The sequence below is a fragment of the Roseibium sp. genome (assembly GCF_050301095.1).
Classification (GTDB): Bacteria; Pseudomonadota; Alphaproteobacteria; order Rhizobiales; family Stappiaceae; genus Roseibium.
Window position 1 is genome coordinate 1 of sequence record NZ_JBNKYW010000281.1, and the last position, 14,102, is coordinate 14,102.

At 59.8% G+C, this 14,102-nt stretch carries 12 protein-coding genes; 8 read left to right on the plus strand and 4 right to left on the minus strand.

Annotated elements, in window-relative coordinates; all coding sequences use genetic code 11:
* Positions 1–256: 256 nt before the first annotated feature.
* From ACQY7U_RS24585 to ACQY7U_RS24595, 3 genes are all read right to left on the minus strand, one after another.
* On the minus strand, positions 257–1,546 hold the full coding sequence (locus ACQY7U_RS24585) for a diguanylate cyclase (RefSeq protein ID WP_428650717.1): 1,290 nt from the start codon (positions 1,544–1,546) through the stop codon (positions 257–259).
* 153 nt (positions 1,547–1,699) lie between these two features.
* Positions 1,700–2,368, minus strand: a complete 669-nt coding sequence (locus tag ACQY7U_RS24590; RefSeq protein WP_428650719.1) for an HAD family hydrolase — start codon at positions 2,366–2,368, stop codon at positions 1,700–1,702.
* 106 nt (positions 2,369–2,474) lie between these two features.
* A complete protein-coding gene (locus ACQY7U_RS24595; protein WP_428650722.1) occupies positions 2,475–4,487 on the minus strand; it encodes an acetyl-CoA carboxylase biotin carboxylase subunit in 2,013 nt (670 codons plus the stop codon).
* 211 nt (positions 4,488–4,698) lie between these two features.
* On the opposite strand from ACQY7U_RS24595, the gene ACQY7U_RS24600 reads away from it, so the two are divergent.
* Together ACQY7U_RS24600 and ACQY7U_RS24605 are read left to right on the plus strand one after the other, a co-directional pair.
* Positions 4,699–5,175, plus strand: a complete 477-nt coding sequence (locus ACQY7U_RS24600; protein ID WP_428650725.1) for a hypothetical protein — start codon at positions 4,699–4,701, stop codon at positions 5,173–5,175.
* Positions 5,176–5,441: 266 nt separating this feature from the next.
* Positions 5,442–5,756 (plus strand): hypothetical protein, encoded by a 315-nt coding sequence (locus ACQY7U_RS24605; protein ID WP_428650728.1) that lies wholly within the window; start codon positions 5,442–5,444, stop codon positions 5,754–5,756.
* Positions 5,757–5,832: 76 nt separating this feature from the next.
* Here ACQY7U_RS24605 and ACQY7U_RS24610 read toward each other — a convergent pair whose 3' ends face one another.
* Entirely contained in the window at positions 5,833–7,365 is a 1,533-nt protein-coding gene (locus ACQY7U_RS24610; protein WP_428650731.1) for an acyl-CoA carboxylase subunit beta, read from the minus strand.
* A 373-nt stretch (positions 7,366–7,738) separates the two neighbouring features.
* Here ACQY7U_RS24610 and ACQY7U_RS24615 point away from each other — a divergent pair, with 373 nt between their 5' ends.
* The 6 genes from ACQY7U_RS24615 to ACQY7U_RS24640 all read left to right on the plus strand — a co-directional run.
* Complete coding sequence (locus tag ACQY7U_RS24615; RefSeq protein ID WP_428650734.1) at positions 7,739–8,743, plus strand: hypothetical protein; 1,005 nt, start codon at positions 7,739–7,741, stop codon at positions 8,741–8,743.
* Positions 8,744–8,849: 106 nt separating this feature from the next.
* Positions 8,850–10,274, plus strand: a complete 1,425-nt coding sequence (locus tag ACQY7U_RS24620) for a circularly permuted type 2 ATP-grasp protein (protein ID WP_428650737.1) — start codon at positions 8,850–8,852, stop codon at positions 10,272–10,274.
* Between the two features lie 7 nt (positions 10,275–10,281).
* The gene (locus ACQY7U_RS24625) at positions 10,282–11,232 is read left to right on the plus strand and encodes an alpha-E domain-containing protein (RefSeq protein WP_428650740.1); all 951 of its coding nucleotides are present in this window, start codon (positions 10,282–10,284) and stop codon (positions 11,230–11,232) included.
* 126 nt (positions 11,233–11,358) lie between these two features.
* Positions 11,359–12,177 carry a transglutaminase family protein gene (locus tag ACQY7U_RS24630; RefSeq protein WP_428650743.1) on the plus strand — a complete coding sequence of 273 codons (819 nt, stop codon included), beginning with the start codon at positions 11,359–11,361 and terminating at the stop codon, positions 12,175–12,177.
* A gap of 63 nt (positions 12,178–12,240) precedes the next feature.
* Positions 12,241–12,972: a peptidase gene (locus tag ACQY7U_RS24635; RefSeq protein ID WP_428650746.1), complete on the plus strand. Its 732-nt coding sequence runs from the start codon at positions 12,241–12,243 to the stop codon at positions 12,970–12,972.
* 77 nt (positions 12,973–13,049) lie between these two features.
* Positions 13,050–14,102 (plus strand): magnesium transporter (locus ACQY7U_RS24640; protein WP_428650748.1); only part of this gene is annotated, 1,053 nt, incomplete at its 3' end.

Consider the following 14,102-nt stretch of genomic DNA (forward strand, 5'->3'; position numbering starts at 1 on the left):
AAGGGTCCGCGAAAGCGTCCCTTTCATTCAGTTGGCTATGTGCATTGTTCAATCACATCTCGCAGATCCGGCGGGTTCGCGTGAATAACCGGGCACTTCCTATCGCAGGGACCGGCATCAGGCAACCAATGGCTTGTTAGAACAATCGAATTGCGGAGCCATTGAGGACATTCTGCAACATTTCTTCGGATACCTGGGGGCCAAGCAAACTCCAGGGTTACTGCATCAGGTACGTCGGGCTGCCGGACTACGGATTTCAGGCCGTACAGACCCTGTTCCGGCCGGCTTCCTTGGCCTGGTAGAGTGCCTGGTCCGCCCGGATGAGCGCCTGGCTCAGCTTTTCGCCGACGCCGACGTCGGCAACCCCGATACTGACCTTGAAGGAGATTTCCAAGCCGTCGAAGGTACAGGGAACTTCCTCGACCTTCTTGCGAATCCGGTTTGCGTAATCGAAAGCCTGCTGCAGTTTGCAGTCGCGGAGCAGGCAATAGAACTCCTCGCCGCCGGCGCGCGCGAAAATGTTCGGTTCGACGATTTCCGTCTCCAGCAGCCTGACGAGATGGCACAGGGCAGCGTCGCCGCAGGCATGGCCGAAATGGTCATTGATCTGCTTGAAGTGATCGACGTCCAGGACCAGAACCGACAGACTGGTCGCCTGGCGGCGGGCTTTCGCCTCGATATCGCCGGCCAGTTCGAAGAAACGCCGCCGGTTCAGGGCGTTGGTCAGGTCATCCCGTTCAGCGGCCCTCTTGAGGCGCTTTTCGAGCTGCTTGCGTTCGGTAATATCGAGCATGGCCCCGGCAAGGCCGTTCACTTCCCCCGTCAGCTTGTCCCGGGTGACCGCCTTGTGGAAGTTGACGTGCCGGTGTTCCCCGTCCGCATAGCGGACTTCGGCATCATAAATCTGCACACCGCCACGTTGCATCAACTCTTCGTCGGCAGCCTCATAGACCTTTGCCAGCTCTTCCGGAGCCACGTCATAGACGCTTGCACCGCAGACCTTGCTGGCCGGCAGCCCGATGAACTGCTCGAAAGCCTTGTTACAGCCACTGTAGATCCCGGCGCGGTTCTTGAAGAAGATCGGTGACGGCAGGTTGTCGATCGCCGCCTGCAGGTTGTCCCGCTCGGCGGAAAGGCTCCGGAGGCGCCGGCCCTGGCGCGCCTGACGTTCCAGAACCCGCTCCGCCCGTTTGAGCGCCAGGCTTAGCCGGTCTGCATCAAACGCAGGCGCCACGTCATCCGCGCCCGCAGCCAGCAACTCGACCTGACGGCCAACATCCGGCTCTTCATCGGGACAGGCTATCAAGACGCAATCCTCACCCAGCAGAGAGACAGCCTCCGTCAGAAGACTGGCAAGCTCGTCCAATCCGGCTGCGACCAGGCAAATCCGGAAGGTACTGATCTCAGCGTGAAGGAAAGGGTCGATCGGGTGAAGATCATAACCGGCGGGCAGAACAGGAGGCTGCTTTCCGGAGTGTGCGTAAAACCCCACGCCAACCGTCTCACCGGACGGTACCGTATTAATCCCGGTAGCCGTTGCACCCATTCATGCCGCCTTGATTAGAGGTATGCGCCTTTATGGTTAGGCCCATCATCTGAATCGGGAGTTAAACATTCCGCTCAAAGTCCCGCAACCGTTTAGCAGATCAACAATTCCGGATGGCGTATTGGACAAGTCGCACGGTGGTAAATTAGCCGGTCAAGCTTCTGCCAGGGCGAAGCCGTTTGGGTGCCGTGCGATCTCGTCCGGCGCCTGCGCGATCAGCACCGGCTGTTCGGCCGACAGTTCCTCGCGGCTGCCATAGCCCCACAATACGCCGATTCCGGCCACTCCGTTTGCGTTGGCGCCCAGCAGGTCGTGCTTGCGGTCTCCGATCATGACGGTCTGCGCGGCAGCCGCCCCTTCTTCCTGAAGAATATGGGCTATCAACTCGGACTTGGCCGAGCGGGTCCCATCGAGCTCCGATCCGTAGACCTTGCCGAAATACGGCATGAGCCCGAAATGCTCCACAATCTTGCCGGCATAAGCGTGCGGTTTTGAAGTGCAGACATGCAACGTCACGCCCGCATCGCAAAGGCGCTCAAGCAACTCCGGAATACCCTTGATCAAGTTGTTTTCGTAAAGGCCGGTCACCGTGAAACGTTCCCGGTAGAAGGCGACGGCCTGGTCGAGCTGTTCCTGGTTCTCCGTCTCAAGCAGAACTCTGAAGCTTTCCCAGAGCGGCGGCCCGATACACCAGTGCAGGTCTTCGGCAGCCGGCACGAATGCCCCCATTTTCTCGAGCGCGAACTGGATCGAGCGGGTAATCCCCTCGAAAGGATCCGTCAGGGTTCCGTCCAGATCGAACAAGGCAGTGGAATAGGGCATTGGGCCTCCGGCAATCGGCAAAAGGAAACGGCTCGAAACCTGACGGTTACGAGCCGCTGTAACTGGTCCGGAGAGAACCTGTCAATTCATTGCAAAGCAAAGGCCGTCACGAGAATTCCATGATCACGGCATCGACAGCCAGACTGTCGCCCGGCGCCGCCTTGATGGCGGAGACGACGCAATCCCTTTCGGCCCGCAGCACGTTTTCCATCTTCATCGCCTCGACCACCGCAAGCTGCTCGCCCGCCTTGACTTCCTGCCCTTCCGCGACCGCGATCGAGACGACCAGTCCCGGCATCGGGCACAGAAGCATCTTGGAGGTGTCCGGCGGCAGTTTTTCCGGCATCAAGCGGTCGAGTTCGGCAATACGCGGCGTCATCACCTTGGCAAGGACCGAATAGCCCTGCCAGTCGAGGCGGAAGCCGCCTGTCACGCTGCGGACCTGCACCGTCACCTGACGGGACCCGACCTTGCCCGACCAGAGCGCATCGCCCGGTGACCAGTCGGATTCCACGTTCATCACCGGGCCGTCCCCGATGGCGACATCCAGTTCCACCGGCGTTCCCGGATACCCTGCGGCCAGCCGGATCGGCACATAGGTCTTGTCCAGCTTGATCACCCAGTTTTCCCGAACGGCACCGGAATGCGGCCGCAGGCGGCCCGGCAGATGGTCAAGCCGTTCGCGTTCCAGCGCGCCCATGGACAGGGCAACCGCCGCCAGGACCGAATAAGCATCATCGTCCGGTACGGCGGGAAAAAATCCGTCCGGATATTCGTCGGCGATGAAGCTGGTTGCCAGTTCGCCGGAACGCCAGCGCGGATGGTTCATGAGTGCCGTCAGGAACGGAACGTTGTGCTGGATCCCGTCGACATAAAAGGCGTCGAGCGCCGAGCTCATGGCATCGATCGCTTCCGCCCGTGTCGGTGCATGGGTCACCAGCTTGGCAATCATGGGATCGTAGAACATGGAGATCTCCGACCCTTCGACCACGCCGGTGTCATTGCGGACGGTCAGGCTTTCAGAGGAAATCTCTTCCGGCGGATTATACCGCACGAGACGCCCGATGGAGGGCAGGAAGTTCCGGTACGGATCTTCCGCATAGATCCGGCTTTCGACGGACCAGCCGTTCAGCTTCACATCGTCCTGCCTCAGGCTGAGTTCCTCGCCAGCGGCCACGCGGATCATTTGTTCGACCAGGTCGACGCCGGTGATCAGCTCTGTAACGGGATGTTCCACCTGCAGGCGCGTGTTCATTTCCAGGAAATAGAAGCTCTTGTCCTGCCCGGCGACGAATTCGACCGTTCCGGCGCTGTCATAGTCGACCGCCTTGGCCAGCGCGACAGCCTGCTCCCCCATCTTGCGGCGGGTTTCCTCGTCGAGCAGCGGCGACGGTGCTTCTTCGATGACCTTCTGATTGCGCCGCTGGATCGAACATTCGCGCTCACCGAGGTAAATCGCGTTGCCATGCTTGTCGCCAAGCACCTGGATCTCGATATGGCGGGGATTCTCGATAAATTTCTCGATGAAGACCCGGTCGTCCCCGAACGAAGAGGCCGCTTCCGACTTCGAGCGGACATAGCCATCTCGTGCCTCCTCCGCATTCCAGGCGATACGCATGCCCTTGCCGCCACCGCCGGCGGACGCCTTGATCATCACCGGGTAACCGATTTCCCCTGCGATCTGCACTGCCTGATCGGGAGACTCGATCACACCCAGGTACCCCGGAACGGTGCTGACCCTGGCCTCGTTGGCGAACTTTTTGGATTCGATCTTGTCGCCCATCGCCTCGATGGCACGCGGGTTCGGACCGATCCAGACAATCCCCTCCCTGGCAAGGGCTTCCGGAAAGCTCGACCGCTCCGACAGGAATCCGTAGCCGGGATGCACGGCCTCGGCACCGGTCTCCTTGCAGGCGGCGATGATCTTGTCCGCAATCAGGTAGGATTCAGCAGCCGCAGCGGGACCGATATGCACCGCCTCGTCGGCCATCTCGACATGAAGGGCGTCACGATCGGCATCGGAATAGACGGCAACCGTCTTGATACCCATCCGGCGGGCCGTCTTGATGACCCGGCACGCGATCTCGCCCCGGTTGGCGATAAGAATTTTCGAGAACATGCATTTCCACCCAAAGGATCAGTTTCCAAAGTTGTAGGCTGCCCCCAGACCCCTTGCAACTTATCCAAAGGGCGAGACGTGGTTTTGCGGACCTGCATTCAACAAGTGGCAACGCATACGCTTTCCGATCAATCTTTACGAGAAATTCCGGGTTTTATGGGTTTTTTAATATTCCGATTGCAAGAATTACCGAGCTTGTGAGAGGAAAACCATGAAGAGGCTTCTTTCAATCGCCGTCATTGTCACCTCGTTTCTTTCAAGCAGCGCTCAGGCAACGTCGGTCGACAAATGGAACAGCGACAAGATCCAGGGATTTGATCGCTACTGGACCACGAATAACGAAGGATCCAGCTTTGTCGTCTGGTGCAACCCGAAGCGGCGGCTGAACGGAACGCTGCTGCAGGTCCTGATCGAGGGCAAGTCGCCGCGGCCACTCTCGCGCGTCAAGCTTGTCCTTGACCGGCAGGCGCTCGAGTTGCAGGTCAACAAGCAGGGATATATCGACACAAATTGCCCGACCTGCTCGGACGGTTTCGATTATGTCTGGCACATGCTGCGGTCCTCGCATTCCCTTGTGGTCAAGTTCGAGAACGATCTGGCAGCCGGGTTTTCGCTGAGAGGCGCGAAGCAGGTCCTTCCGGGGCCGGCCTGCCCCACCGATTGGAAAAAGAACCACTCAGGCACCTGATCCCGAAACTCTTTCCTTGCGTGAAACCGGTCTCCAGCATTCGGCAGGCCCGGAAACACACCGGATTTCCGTCCTGCGGTCAGGCACCTTCATCTCTTGCCCCGAAAATACAACGGTCTGTGGCCGATATCACATCCCTGAGGCAGCGATTACGCCATCGTGCCCTTGCCACCAGCCTTGCCGTGAGGTTTGATTGATGACCATTGGTGGCCGATATCAACGGCTCGTTTTGAACGGGTCACAGCCCTTAGTAAAGGGAGGCAAGTATGCGAAAAAGCCATCTCATGACAGCAGCAGTCGCCCTCGCCGGCATTTTCCTGACAAGCGCAGCGCAAGCGCGTCCGGATCTCAGGCAAATGACATGTGCTCAGGCGCAGAACCTTGTGCAGCAGCATGGCGCCGTCGTTTTCACGACCGGCCAGCACACCTATTCCATGTTCGTTTCGAACCAGAGCTACTGCGATTACAATCAGGTCCTGTTCGTCCAATACGGCAAGACAAGGGATAGCCGGAAGTGCCCGGTCGCCTACGAATGCAAGGAACCCCTGTTCCCCCGCGGAGGCTTCAGCCGCTGGGACTAGGGTGCGGACCTAAAACGAAAGGGCCGGAAATATCCGGCCCCTCGAACTTCACGAAACACTGTTTAAGGCCCGCTTCTCAGAGCGGGATGTTGTCGTGTTTCTTCCAGGGCATTTCCACCTTCTTCGAACGCAGCAGCGCCAAAGCCTTGGCGACACGCCGGCGCGTTGAATGCGGCCGGATGACGTCGTCGATGTAGCCGCGCTCGGCCGCCACGAACGGATTGGCAAAACGGTCTTCGTAATCCTTGGTGCGCTTGGCGATCTTGTCCTTGTCGCCCAGTTCCGAGCGGTAGAGAATTTCAACTGCGCCCTTTGCGCCCATCACCGCAATTTCGGCAGACGGCCAGGCATAGTTGATGTCGCCACGGATGTGTTTGGAACTCATCACGTCATAGGCGCCGCCATAGGCCTTGCGGGTAATCACCGTGATCTTCGGCACCGTTGCCTCGGCATAGGCAAACAGCAGCTTGGCGCCGTGCTTGATGAGACCGCCGTATTCCTGCGAGGTACCCGGCAGGAAGCCCGGAACGTCGACGAAGGTCACGATCGGAATGCCGAAGCAATCGCAGAACCGCACGAAGCGGGCCGCCTTGCGGCTGGCGTCGGAGTCGAGAACTCCGGCAAGCACCATCGGCTGGTTGGCGATGACGCCAACGGTGCGACCTTCCACACGTCCGAAACCGGTCAGGATGTTCTTGGCAAAGCTCCCCTGGATCTCGAAGAAGTCGCCCTCGTCGAGCGTCTTCAGGACAAGCTCCTTCATGTCGTAGGGCTTGTTCGGATTGTCCGGGATCAGTGTATCGAGGCTGGTGTCGATCCGATCGGGATCGTCGTAGTTGGTCAGCTCGGGCAAGTCCGCCTGGTTGTTCATCGGCAGAAAATCGATCAGCCGCCGCATTTCCTGGAGAGCCTCGACATCATTGTCGAAACCGCCGTCGGCAATCGAGGACTTGGTGGTGTGCACCGAGGCCCCGCCGAGCTCTTCCGCCGTGACCGTCTCGTTGGTCACCGTTTTCACCACGTCGGGCCCGGTCACGAACATGTAGGAGGTGTCGCGCACCATGAAGATGAAATCGGTCATTGCGGGCGAATAAACGTCGCCGCCCGCACACGGGCCCATGATCAGGGAGATCTGAGGAATGACCCCGGACGCCAGAACGTTGCGCTGGAACACCTCACCGTAACCGCCGAGCGCCGCAACGCCTTCCTGAATGCGGGCGCCGCCTGCATCGAACAGGCCGATGATCGGCGCACGGTTCTGCAGAGCCATGTCCTGCAACTTGGTGATCTTTTCCGCGTGGGTTTCGGAAAGCGAACCGCCAAAGACGGTGAAGTCCTTGGAGAAGACATAGACGGTCCGGCCATTGACCGTCCCCCAGCCGGTGACCACGCCGTCTCCCGGTATATGCTGCTCCTCCATGCCGAAATCGGTACAGCGGTGCTGCTTGAACATGTCGAACTCTTCGAACGAGCCCTCGTCCAGCAGAATCTCAATGCGCTCGCGCGCCGTCAGCTTTCCCTTGGAATGCTGTGCATCGATCCGGCGCTGCCCGCCGCCCAGCCGGGCGGTTTCCCGGCGGTGTTCCAATTCGGCCAGAACTTCTTTCATCCGGTCCTCCCAATAACTTGCTTGAGACACGCCCTAACATGAACCCGGAGCCCGGAACAGTCAGCACATGGGCTTATGGGGAAACTACGAAACCGGACCGGGACCAGGATTGAACCCTTGTTCCTGCCGGTCTGCGCCCCTTCAATCAGGCGCGGACTGGTAGTCCGGTGATCTATGATACAGTCTCTTTTGTACCTTCATCTTGGGGAGCGAGCTCAGAAAAAATGTGCATTCAGGCGTCGATCGGGCAATGACCAGAAAGAAAATGCCTGCGGAACCATGCCGGTGCATGGTGACAAGGCCCTGCTGCTGCTTTTCAATACCCGAACGCCGTTCCGTTTTTGCGTGATCAGACCGGCTGGGAGGTTTTGAAATGACCCTTTATAGTCCCGACACGACTTGGATTGCCCTTCTGGGTGGCGGCTTTTCCGGTTCGGTGCTGGCGGGAGGCAGCGTCTTTCAGTTCGATCTCTGGAACATGGGAACGAAACGGCTTCCCATCCAGGTCCTGGTGACCGGAAAGCGTGCCGGTGTCATGGCGGAAGTCGGAACGGCCATGGCGGTCCTGCTCGTCACCGGATGCAGAACCGAACGGGAAATGGACGGGATCACCTCCTCCGGGCTGGACTGGGAGCTTTCCTTCGGCGGCGACGCGGACGCTGCGCTGAAGTCCGGAGCGAAAGTGTTCAGGGAGGTCATGATGGCGGCCGGCAAGGCCACCGGCGAGTGGGCGCTCAACGAGTCCGGCAAGCGCCTGGCACAATTCATCATGAACGACCTTGGCGTTGTCCAACCTGGCCGGCAATTCAATCTCCTGCCCACCCCTCTCTCCGTCTCCGCCGGAGCCGGCATCTTCTACGAATGGCAGAAACTGAACGTTCTGGACGGTGAAATCGGCTGGAACTACATCTCGCCCAAATATGCCGTCGAAAACCGGTCCGGTTCGGTTTACATGCGCATGAAGGACATTCCGGTAAAGGACGGCACCACGATCCATCTCGGCTTTGGTGTCGATGAATGGCTGTCGATCGATCCGGACATCAAGTGGACCCAGACCCCGTCCGGCCCGAGAATTGGCCGCAGCAAACTGCACATCGAATGTGCAGTCTACGGCGGCGAACTTTACCAGGACCACAACCGTAACGGTTCACCCGGCATCAACCTCAGCCAGTTGCTGCCTTCAGGCCGTAGCGAAACCGGCATGTTCACGGTCACCCAGACCAGCGAAGTCAAGAAGAGCGGCAAGCTCACCGTCTACCCCAGGATCTTCAAATTCGGGAACTATCCGTACTGGTCCGCCGACGACACGATGACCGTCCACGTCGACGACGACGGCCGATTTGTGAAGGTGGACGGCTCGTCTGGTTACCGTGACTGAACCGCCCGTGCCCAATCGAAAGGCAACGCCGCCTACAGAATGCCCTTTGACACAACTCCTTTTTTTGACATGATTGCCTGACAAGCAAGCAGTCAAAGGGGAGGCAATGGCGGACGTACGCACTTTCTTCAATGAAATGCTCAACGAAGCCGGCGAGCCGCGCCAGCCTTATGCCAGGCTCGCCAGGTGGCTCGAAACAAAACCCTCCAACTTTCTGTCCCGGAAAAGCCGGGATGCGGAAACCATCTTCCGCAGGCTCGGCATTACCTTCGCGGTCTATGGCGCGGAGGAGGCAACCGAACGGCTGATCCCCTTCGATCCGATCCCGCGTGTCATTTCCGCGTCCGAGTGGCGGCGGCTTTCCGCCGGCATCGACCAGCGGGTGCGCGCGCTCAACGCCTTTCTTCACGACATCTATCACCGGCAGGAGATCCTGCGGGCGGGCCGTATTCCCTCCGACCTGGTGCTGCAGAACGAGGCTTTTCTGCCGGAAATGGCCGGGTTCACTCCGGCTCGCAAGGTCTACGCCCACATCATCGGTACCGACCTCGTCCGCGTATCGGAAAACGAGTTCTACGTTCTGGAAGACAACACCCGCACCCCCTCCGGGGTCTCCTACATGATGGAGAACCGGGAAACGATGATGCGGCTATTTCCCGAACTCTTTCAGACGCACAAGGTCGCGCCGGTCGAGCAATATCCGGAAAACCTGCGCCAGACCCTGGAAAGCGTTGCCCCCGATCCGTCGAAATCAGCCCAGACCATCGTCGTGCTGACGCCCGGCATCTACAATTCGGCCTATTTTGAGCATGCCTTCCTGGCCGACTCCATGGGGGTAGAACTCGTGGAAGGCCGGGACCTCTTTGTAGATGCCGGCAAGGTCTTCATGCGCACAACGCGGGATCCGCAGCAGGTGGATGTGATTTACCGCCGCATCGACGATGCCTTCCTCGATCCGCTCACCTTCAATCCGGACAGCATGCTTGGTGTGCCGGGCCTGTTCGATGCCTATCGGGCCGGAAACGTCACGATCTGCAACGCCCCGGGCACGGGCATCGCAGACGACAAGGCGATCTATGCCTATGTGCCCGACATCATCGAGTTCTATACCGGCCAGAAGCCGATCCTGAACAATGTGCCGACCTGGAACTGCTCCCGGCCGGACGACCTGGCCTATGTTCTCGACAATCTGGAGGAGATCGTTGTCAAGGAAGTCCACGGTTCTGGCGGCTACGGCATGCTGATCGGTCCGACCGCCTCCAAGCGTGAAATCGCCGAATTCCGCAAGGTGCTGCAATCCAACCCGGGCAATTATATCGCCCAGCCGACACTTGCCCTTTCCGCCTGCCCCACGCATGTCGCCTCGGGCATTGCCCCCCGCCACGTGGATCTGCGGCCTTTCGTGCTGATCGGCGATCAGGTGAGGATCACGCCGGGTGGCCTGACCCGCGTCGCGCTGAAAAAGGGCTCTCTCGTCGTCAACTCCAGCCAGGGCGGCGGCACCAAGGACACCTGGGTACTGGAGGACTGAGGATCAGATGCTCGGAAGAACCGCCTCTTCACTGTTCTGGATGTCGCGCTACCATGAACGTGCGCAGAACGTGTCACGCCTCCTGGAAGTCGCCTATCGCGGTGCCATCATCTCCCACTCCGGCCAGGAGGACGGCACCCACTGGTCCTTTGCCCTCGCCTGCTCCGGCTGTGAAGCGGACTTTGCTCAGAAATATGAGGAACTGAACAACCGCAATGTGTCCGCACACATGATCTTCTCCAGGGACAACCCGTCGAGTGTGCGCAATTGCCTGGAACTGGCCCGGAACAACGCCAGATCGGTGCGCACCGGCATTACCGCCGAACTCTGGGAGGCCATCAACACCACCTGGATCGAATTCGCGGACGTGAACCCGCAGACGATCACCCAGGAAAAACTTCCCGATTTTCTGGCCTGGGTCAACCAGCGCGCGCATCTGTTCAGGGGTGCGCTTCTGAACACGGTGCTGCGAAACGACGGCTATTTCTTCAGCCAGATGGGCAACTTCGTGGAGAGGGCCGACAATACCGCCAGGATCCTGAACACCTATTACTGGACCCTGCTGCCCGACAACGACATCATCGATGACGGTTCGGCCGAACGCTATCACTGGTCTGCGATCCTCAGGGCCCTGTCGGGGCGCAGAAGCTATCGCTTCGCCTACCCGAATGCACGCCTCAAGGCTTTCAACATTGCAGAGTTCCTGATCCTGAGACAGGAGATGCCGCGCTCGCTCGCGCATTGCTACGACTGGATTGCCGACACGGCAGAGGACCTGGCCCAGTTCTACGGCTCTCGCGAGCCGAGCCTGGACCTGGCCGCCGACATATATCAGGACCTGTCGGACAAACAGATGCGTGAAGTCTTTCAGGAGGGCCTGCACGAGTTCCTGACCGAATTCACTAACAAGAACAACCGCTTCGCCCATCAGCTTTATGAAGACTACAACTTCGCCTGACCCTGGAGCCTCTTGCGTTGAAATGAACGCAAAAGGCTCTGACACTTTGGATGCGATCAGCTTCAGGGCGTTCAATCAATTCGGATTGAGCGTCCGCTGATCCAGAACACAGTCCCCCGGTGCCGCATGCGATTGACTGTCCGACACACCACCCGCTACCGCTACGACACGCCGCTTGCCAACGCCATGCAGCAGCTGCGCCTGACGCCGGAGGACGGCCCCGCGCAAAAGATCCTCGAATGGACCATCGACGCACCGGGCATCGCACGGGCCACGACCTACAAGGATGCTTTCGGCAACCAGGTGCACATGGTTTCAGGCGGCGGGATGGTCGAGCAGGTTGAAATCACCGCATCCGGCATTGTCGAAACCACTGACATCAACGGCATTCTTGGCTACGAACCGGACGCAGTGATCCCACCGAGGATCTACACAAGGGTCACCCCCCTCACCCAGTCGAATCCGGCAATCCGAAAGCTTGCTGCGCAAGTGGACGGGCATGACCGGATTTCCGGGTTCCATGCCCTCATGCACGCCATTCGTGAAAAGGTCGACTACAAGGTCGGAGTGACGGAGACCCATGCATCGGCCACATCGGCGCTCGCCGCAGGTGAAGGTGTCTGTCAGGATCACGCCCATATCTTCATTGCCGCGGCACGTTCCCTTGGCGTTCCCGCGCGTTATGTTTCAGGCTATCTGCTGCTCGAAGAGGAGCAGGCCTCGGAAGCTCATCATGCCTGGGCAGAGGTCCTCATCGACGGTCTCGGCTGGACCGGCTTTGATGTTTCCAACGCAATGTGCCCGACAGAGCGCTATATCCGCTTGACTACGGGTCTCGATTCCCGTTCCGCTGCACCGATCAGGGGAATCCGGTTCGGCGGCCTGGATGAGAACCTGAAAGTGGAAGTCGACGTCGCACAGGCGGCTTTCCAACAACAGCAATAGCTGTCATCTTCCGGCCGCCATCTATGCGGTAATCGGGCCGCGGCCAGAATTTGTGGGGCAGGAATGACATATTGTGTCGGCTTGAAACTGGATCGTGGGCTGGTCTTTGCTGCCGATACGCGGACCAACGCCGGTGTCGACAACATTTCCACCTTCAAGAAGCTGCACGTCTGGGAGGAACCCGGCGAACGGGTGATCACGCTCCTGTCCGCCGGCAATCTGGCCGTGACCCAGGCCGTGATCTCCCTGCTCAGCGAACACATCGCTTCCGGTGAAGGCGACCGGGGAACCCTGATGACCGCAAGGACCATGTTCCAGGTCGCCCGACTGGTGGGCAGCGCCGTTCGGGAGGTCAAGGAAATCGACGGTGAAGCCCTTGCGGCCAGTGCGGACAATTTTTTCGTGACCTTTATCCTGGGCGGGCAAATCAAGGGAGAAGCTCCGCGTCTTTTCCAGGTCTATGCGGCCGGCAACTTTATCGAAGTGGGCGAAGACACGCCCTTCCTTCAGATCGGCGAGCACAAATACGGCAAACCGATCCTGGATCGGGTCACGCGCGCCGACATGCGCCTCGGCGAAGCGGCCAAACTGGTGCTCCTGTCCTTCGACAGCACGCTCCGATCGAACCTCTCCGTCGGCATGCCGATCGACATGCTGCTCTACAACGCAGACACATTTTCCACCGACCGACAGGTCCGGATCGAGCAGGACGATCCCTACTTCCAGAAACTGTCCCATGGCTGGTCGGAAAAACTGCGCGAAGCCTTTGCCGATATCGAAGAATTCGAGGTCTGATCCTGCTTCCCGGCCGTGTCAGCACGGCGTCACAAATCCGCTCCAGGAGCAAACCGGCCACCCCGGAGACACTTCCCATGAACCCTGCCAGCGTTTTGCCTGAACCCTCAACCCTTGTCTGGACACGGGAACCGGCCAACGAGCCACTGGCGGCAAATGACGCACCTCTGACGGCCGTGCGGGACCTCATCAGGGACGGCAACCGCACAGAACTTGTCGACGAGCTCAGGCGTTGGGACCCGGTCGACGTCATGCAGCTTCTGACGCGGCTGCGGTTGAAACAGGCCCGCAAGCTCTTCCAGTGGCTTCCCGCCAATCCGTCGATCAAGGTGGTGGCGGAGCTCAGGCCGGAGTTCCGCGCCATCCTGATGGAAGAATCGACGCTTGAGCAGTTCCGCGACATTCTCGCAGGACTCGATCCGGAAGACGCCGTCGAAATTCTCAACGAGTTCCCGGACGACGTCGCCGACGAACTGATCACCCGCCTGCCGGATGTCGAGGACATTGCGACACGCGGCTCCTACGCCGACGACACCGCCGGTCGTGTCATGGCCCGCAAATTCGTCGCCCTGCCGGAAGACTGCACCGCCGGCGAGGCCGTCGAGCAGATGCGCGCGGAGGCGGACCGCATCCGCAGGATCTTCACGGTCTATGTGACGGACGCGGAAGGGAAGCTGACAGGCACGGTGGAGGTCGGCAAACTTCTGCTGGCCCCGCATGAGACCCGCTTGCAGGCCATCATGAACCGGGACGTGCTCGCGGTCTCCGCCGATACGGACCAGGAAGAAGTGCTGCGCCTTGCGCGCAAACGCGACATGCGCACAGTGCCGGTCGTCAGCACCGAAGGCCACCTGATCGGAAGGGTCACGCCGAAACAGCTCACCAGGATTGCTGCGGACGAAGCCAATGAGGACATGTTGCTGATGAGCGGCGTGTCGGCGGAAGCCCGCTCGGACGATACCGTCGTCCGGATCGTCAGGGGCCGTCTGCCCTGGCTGCTCGCCGGCCTCATCGGCGCCAGTGTCGCCGCCACGGTTGTCGGTTCCTATGAGGACCAGCTCGCCGAAGCCGCGATCCTGGCCGCCTTCATTCCGGTGACCATGTCGATGGCCGGCAACGCCGGCCTGCAG

Bases quoted from the DNA above. Each gene is read 5' to 3' on its own strand.
- ACQY7U_RS24585 (WP_428650717.1), bottom strand. From the start codon at position 1,546: ATGGGTGCAACGGCTACCGGGATTAATACGGTACCGTCCGGTGAGACG.
- ACQY7U_RS24590 (WP_428650719.1), bottom strand. From the start codon at position 2,368: ATGCCCTATTCCACTGCCTTGTTCGATCTGGACGGAACCCTGACGGAT.
- ACQY7U_RS24595 (WP_428650722.1), bottom strand. From the start codon at position 4,487: ATGTTCTCGAAAATTCTTATCGCCAACCGGGGCGAGATCGCGTGCCGG.
- ACQY7U_RS24600 (WP_428650725.1), top strand. From the start codon at position 4,699: ATGAAGAGGCTTCTTTCAATCGCCGTCATTGTCACCTCGTTTCTTTCA.
- ACQY7U_RS24605 (WP_428650728.1), top strand. From the start codon at position 5,442: ATGCGAAAAAGCCATCTCATGACAGCAGCAGTCGCCCTCGCCGGCATT.
- ACQY7U_RS24610 (WP_428650731.1), bottom strand. From the start codon at position 7,365: ATGAAAGAAGTTCTGGCCGAATTGGAACACCGCCGGGAAACCGCCCGG.
- ACQY7U_RS24615 (WP_428650734.1), top strand. From the start codon at position 7,739: ATGACCCTTTATAGTCCCGACACGACTTGGATTGCCCTTCTGGGTGGC.
- ACQY7U_RS24620 (WP_428650737.1), top strand. From the start codon at position 8,850: ATGGCGGACGTACGCACTTTCTTCAATGAAATGCTCAACGAAGCCGGC.
- ACQY7U_RS24625 (WP_428650740.1), top strand. From the start codon at position 10,282: ATGCTCGGAAGAACCGCCTCTTCACTGTTCTGGATGTCGCGCTACCAT.
- ACQY7U_RS24630 (WP_428650743.1), top strand. From the start codon at position 11,359: ATGCGATTGACTGTCCGACACACCACCCGCTACCGCTACGACACGCCG.
- ACQY7U_RS24635 (WP_428650746.1), top strand. From the start codon at position 12,241: ATGACATATTGTGTCGGCTTGAAACTGGATCGTGGGCTGGTCTTTGCT.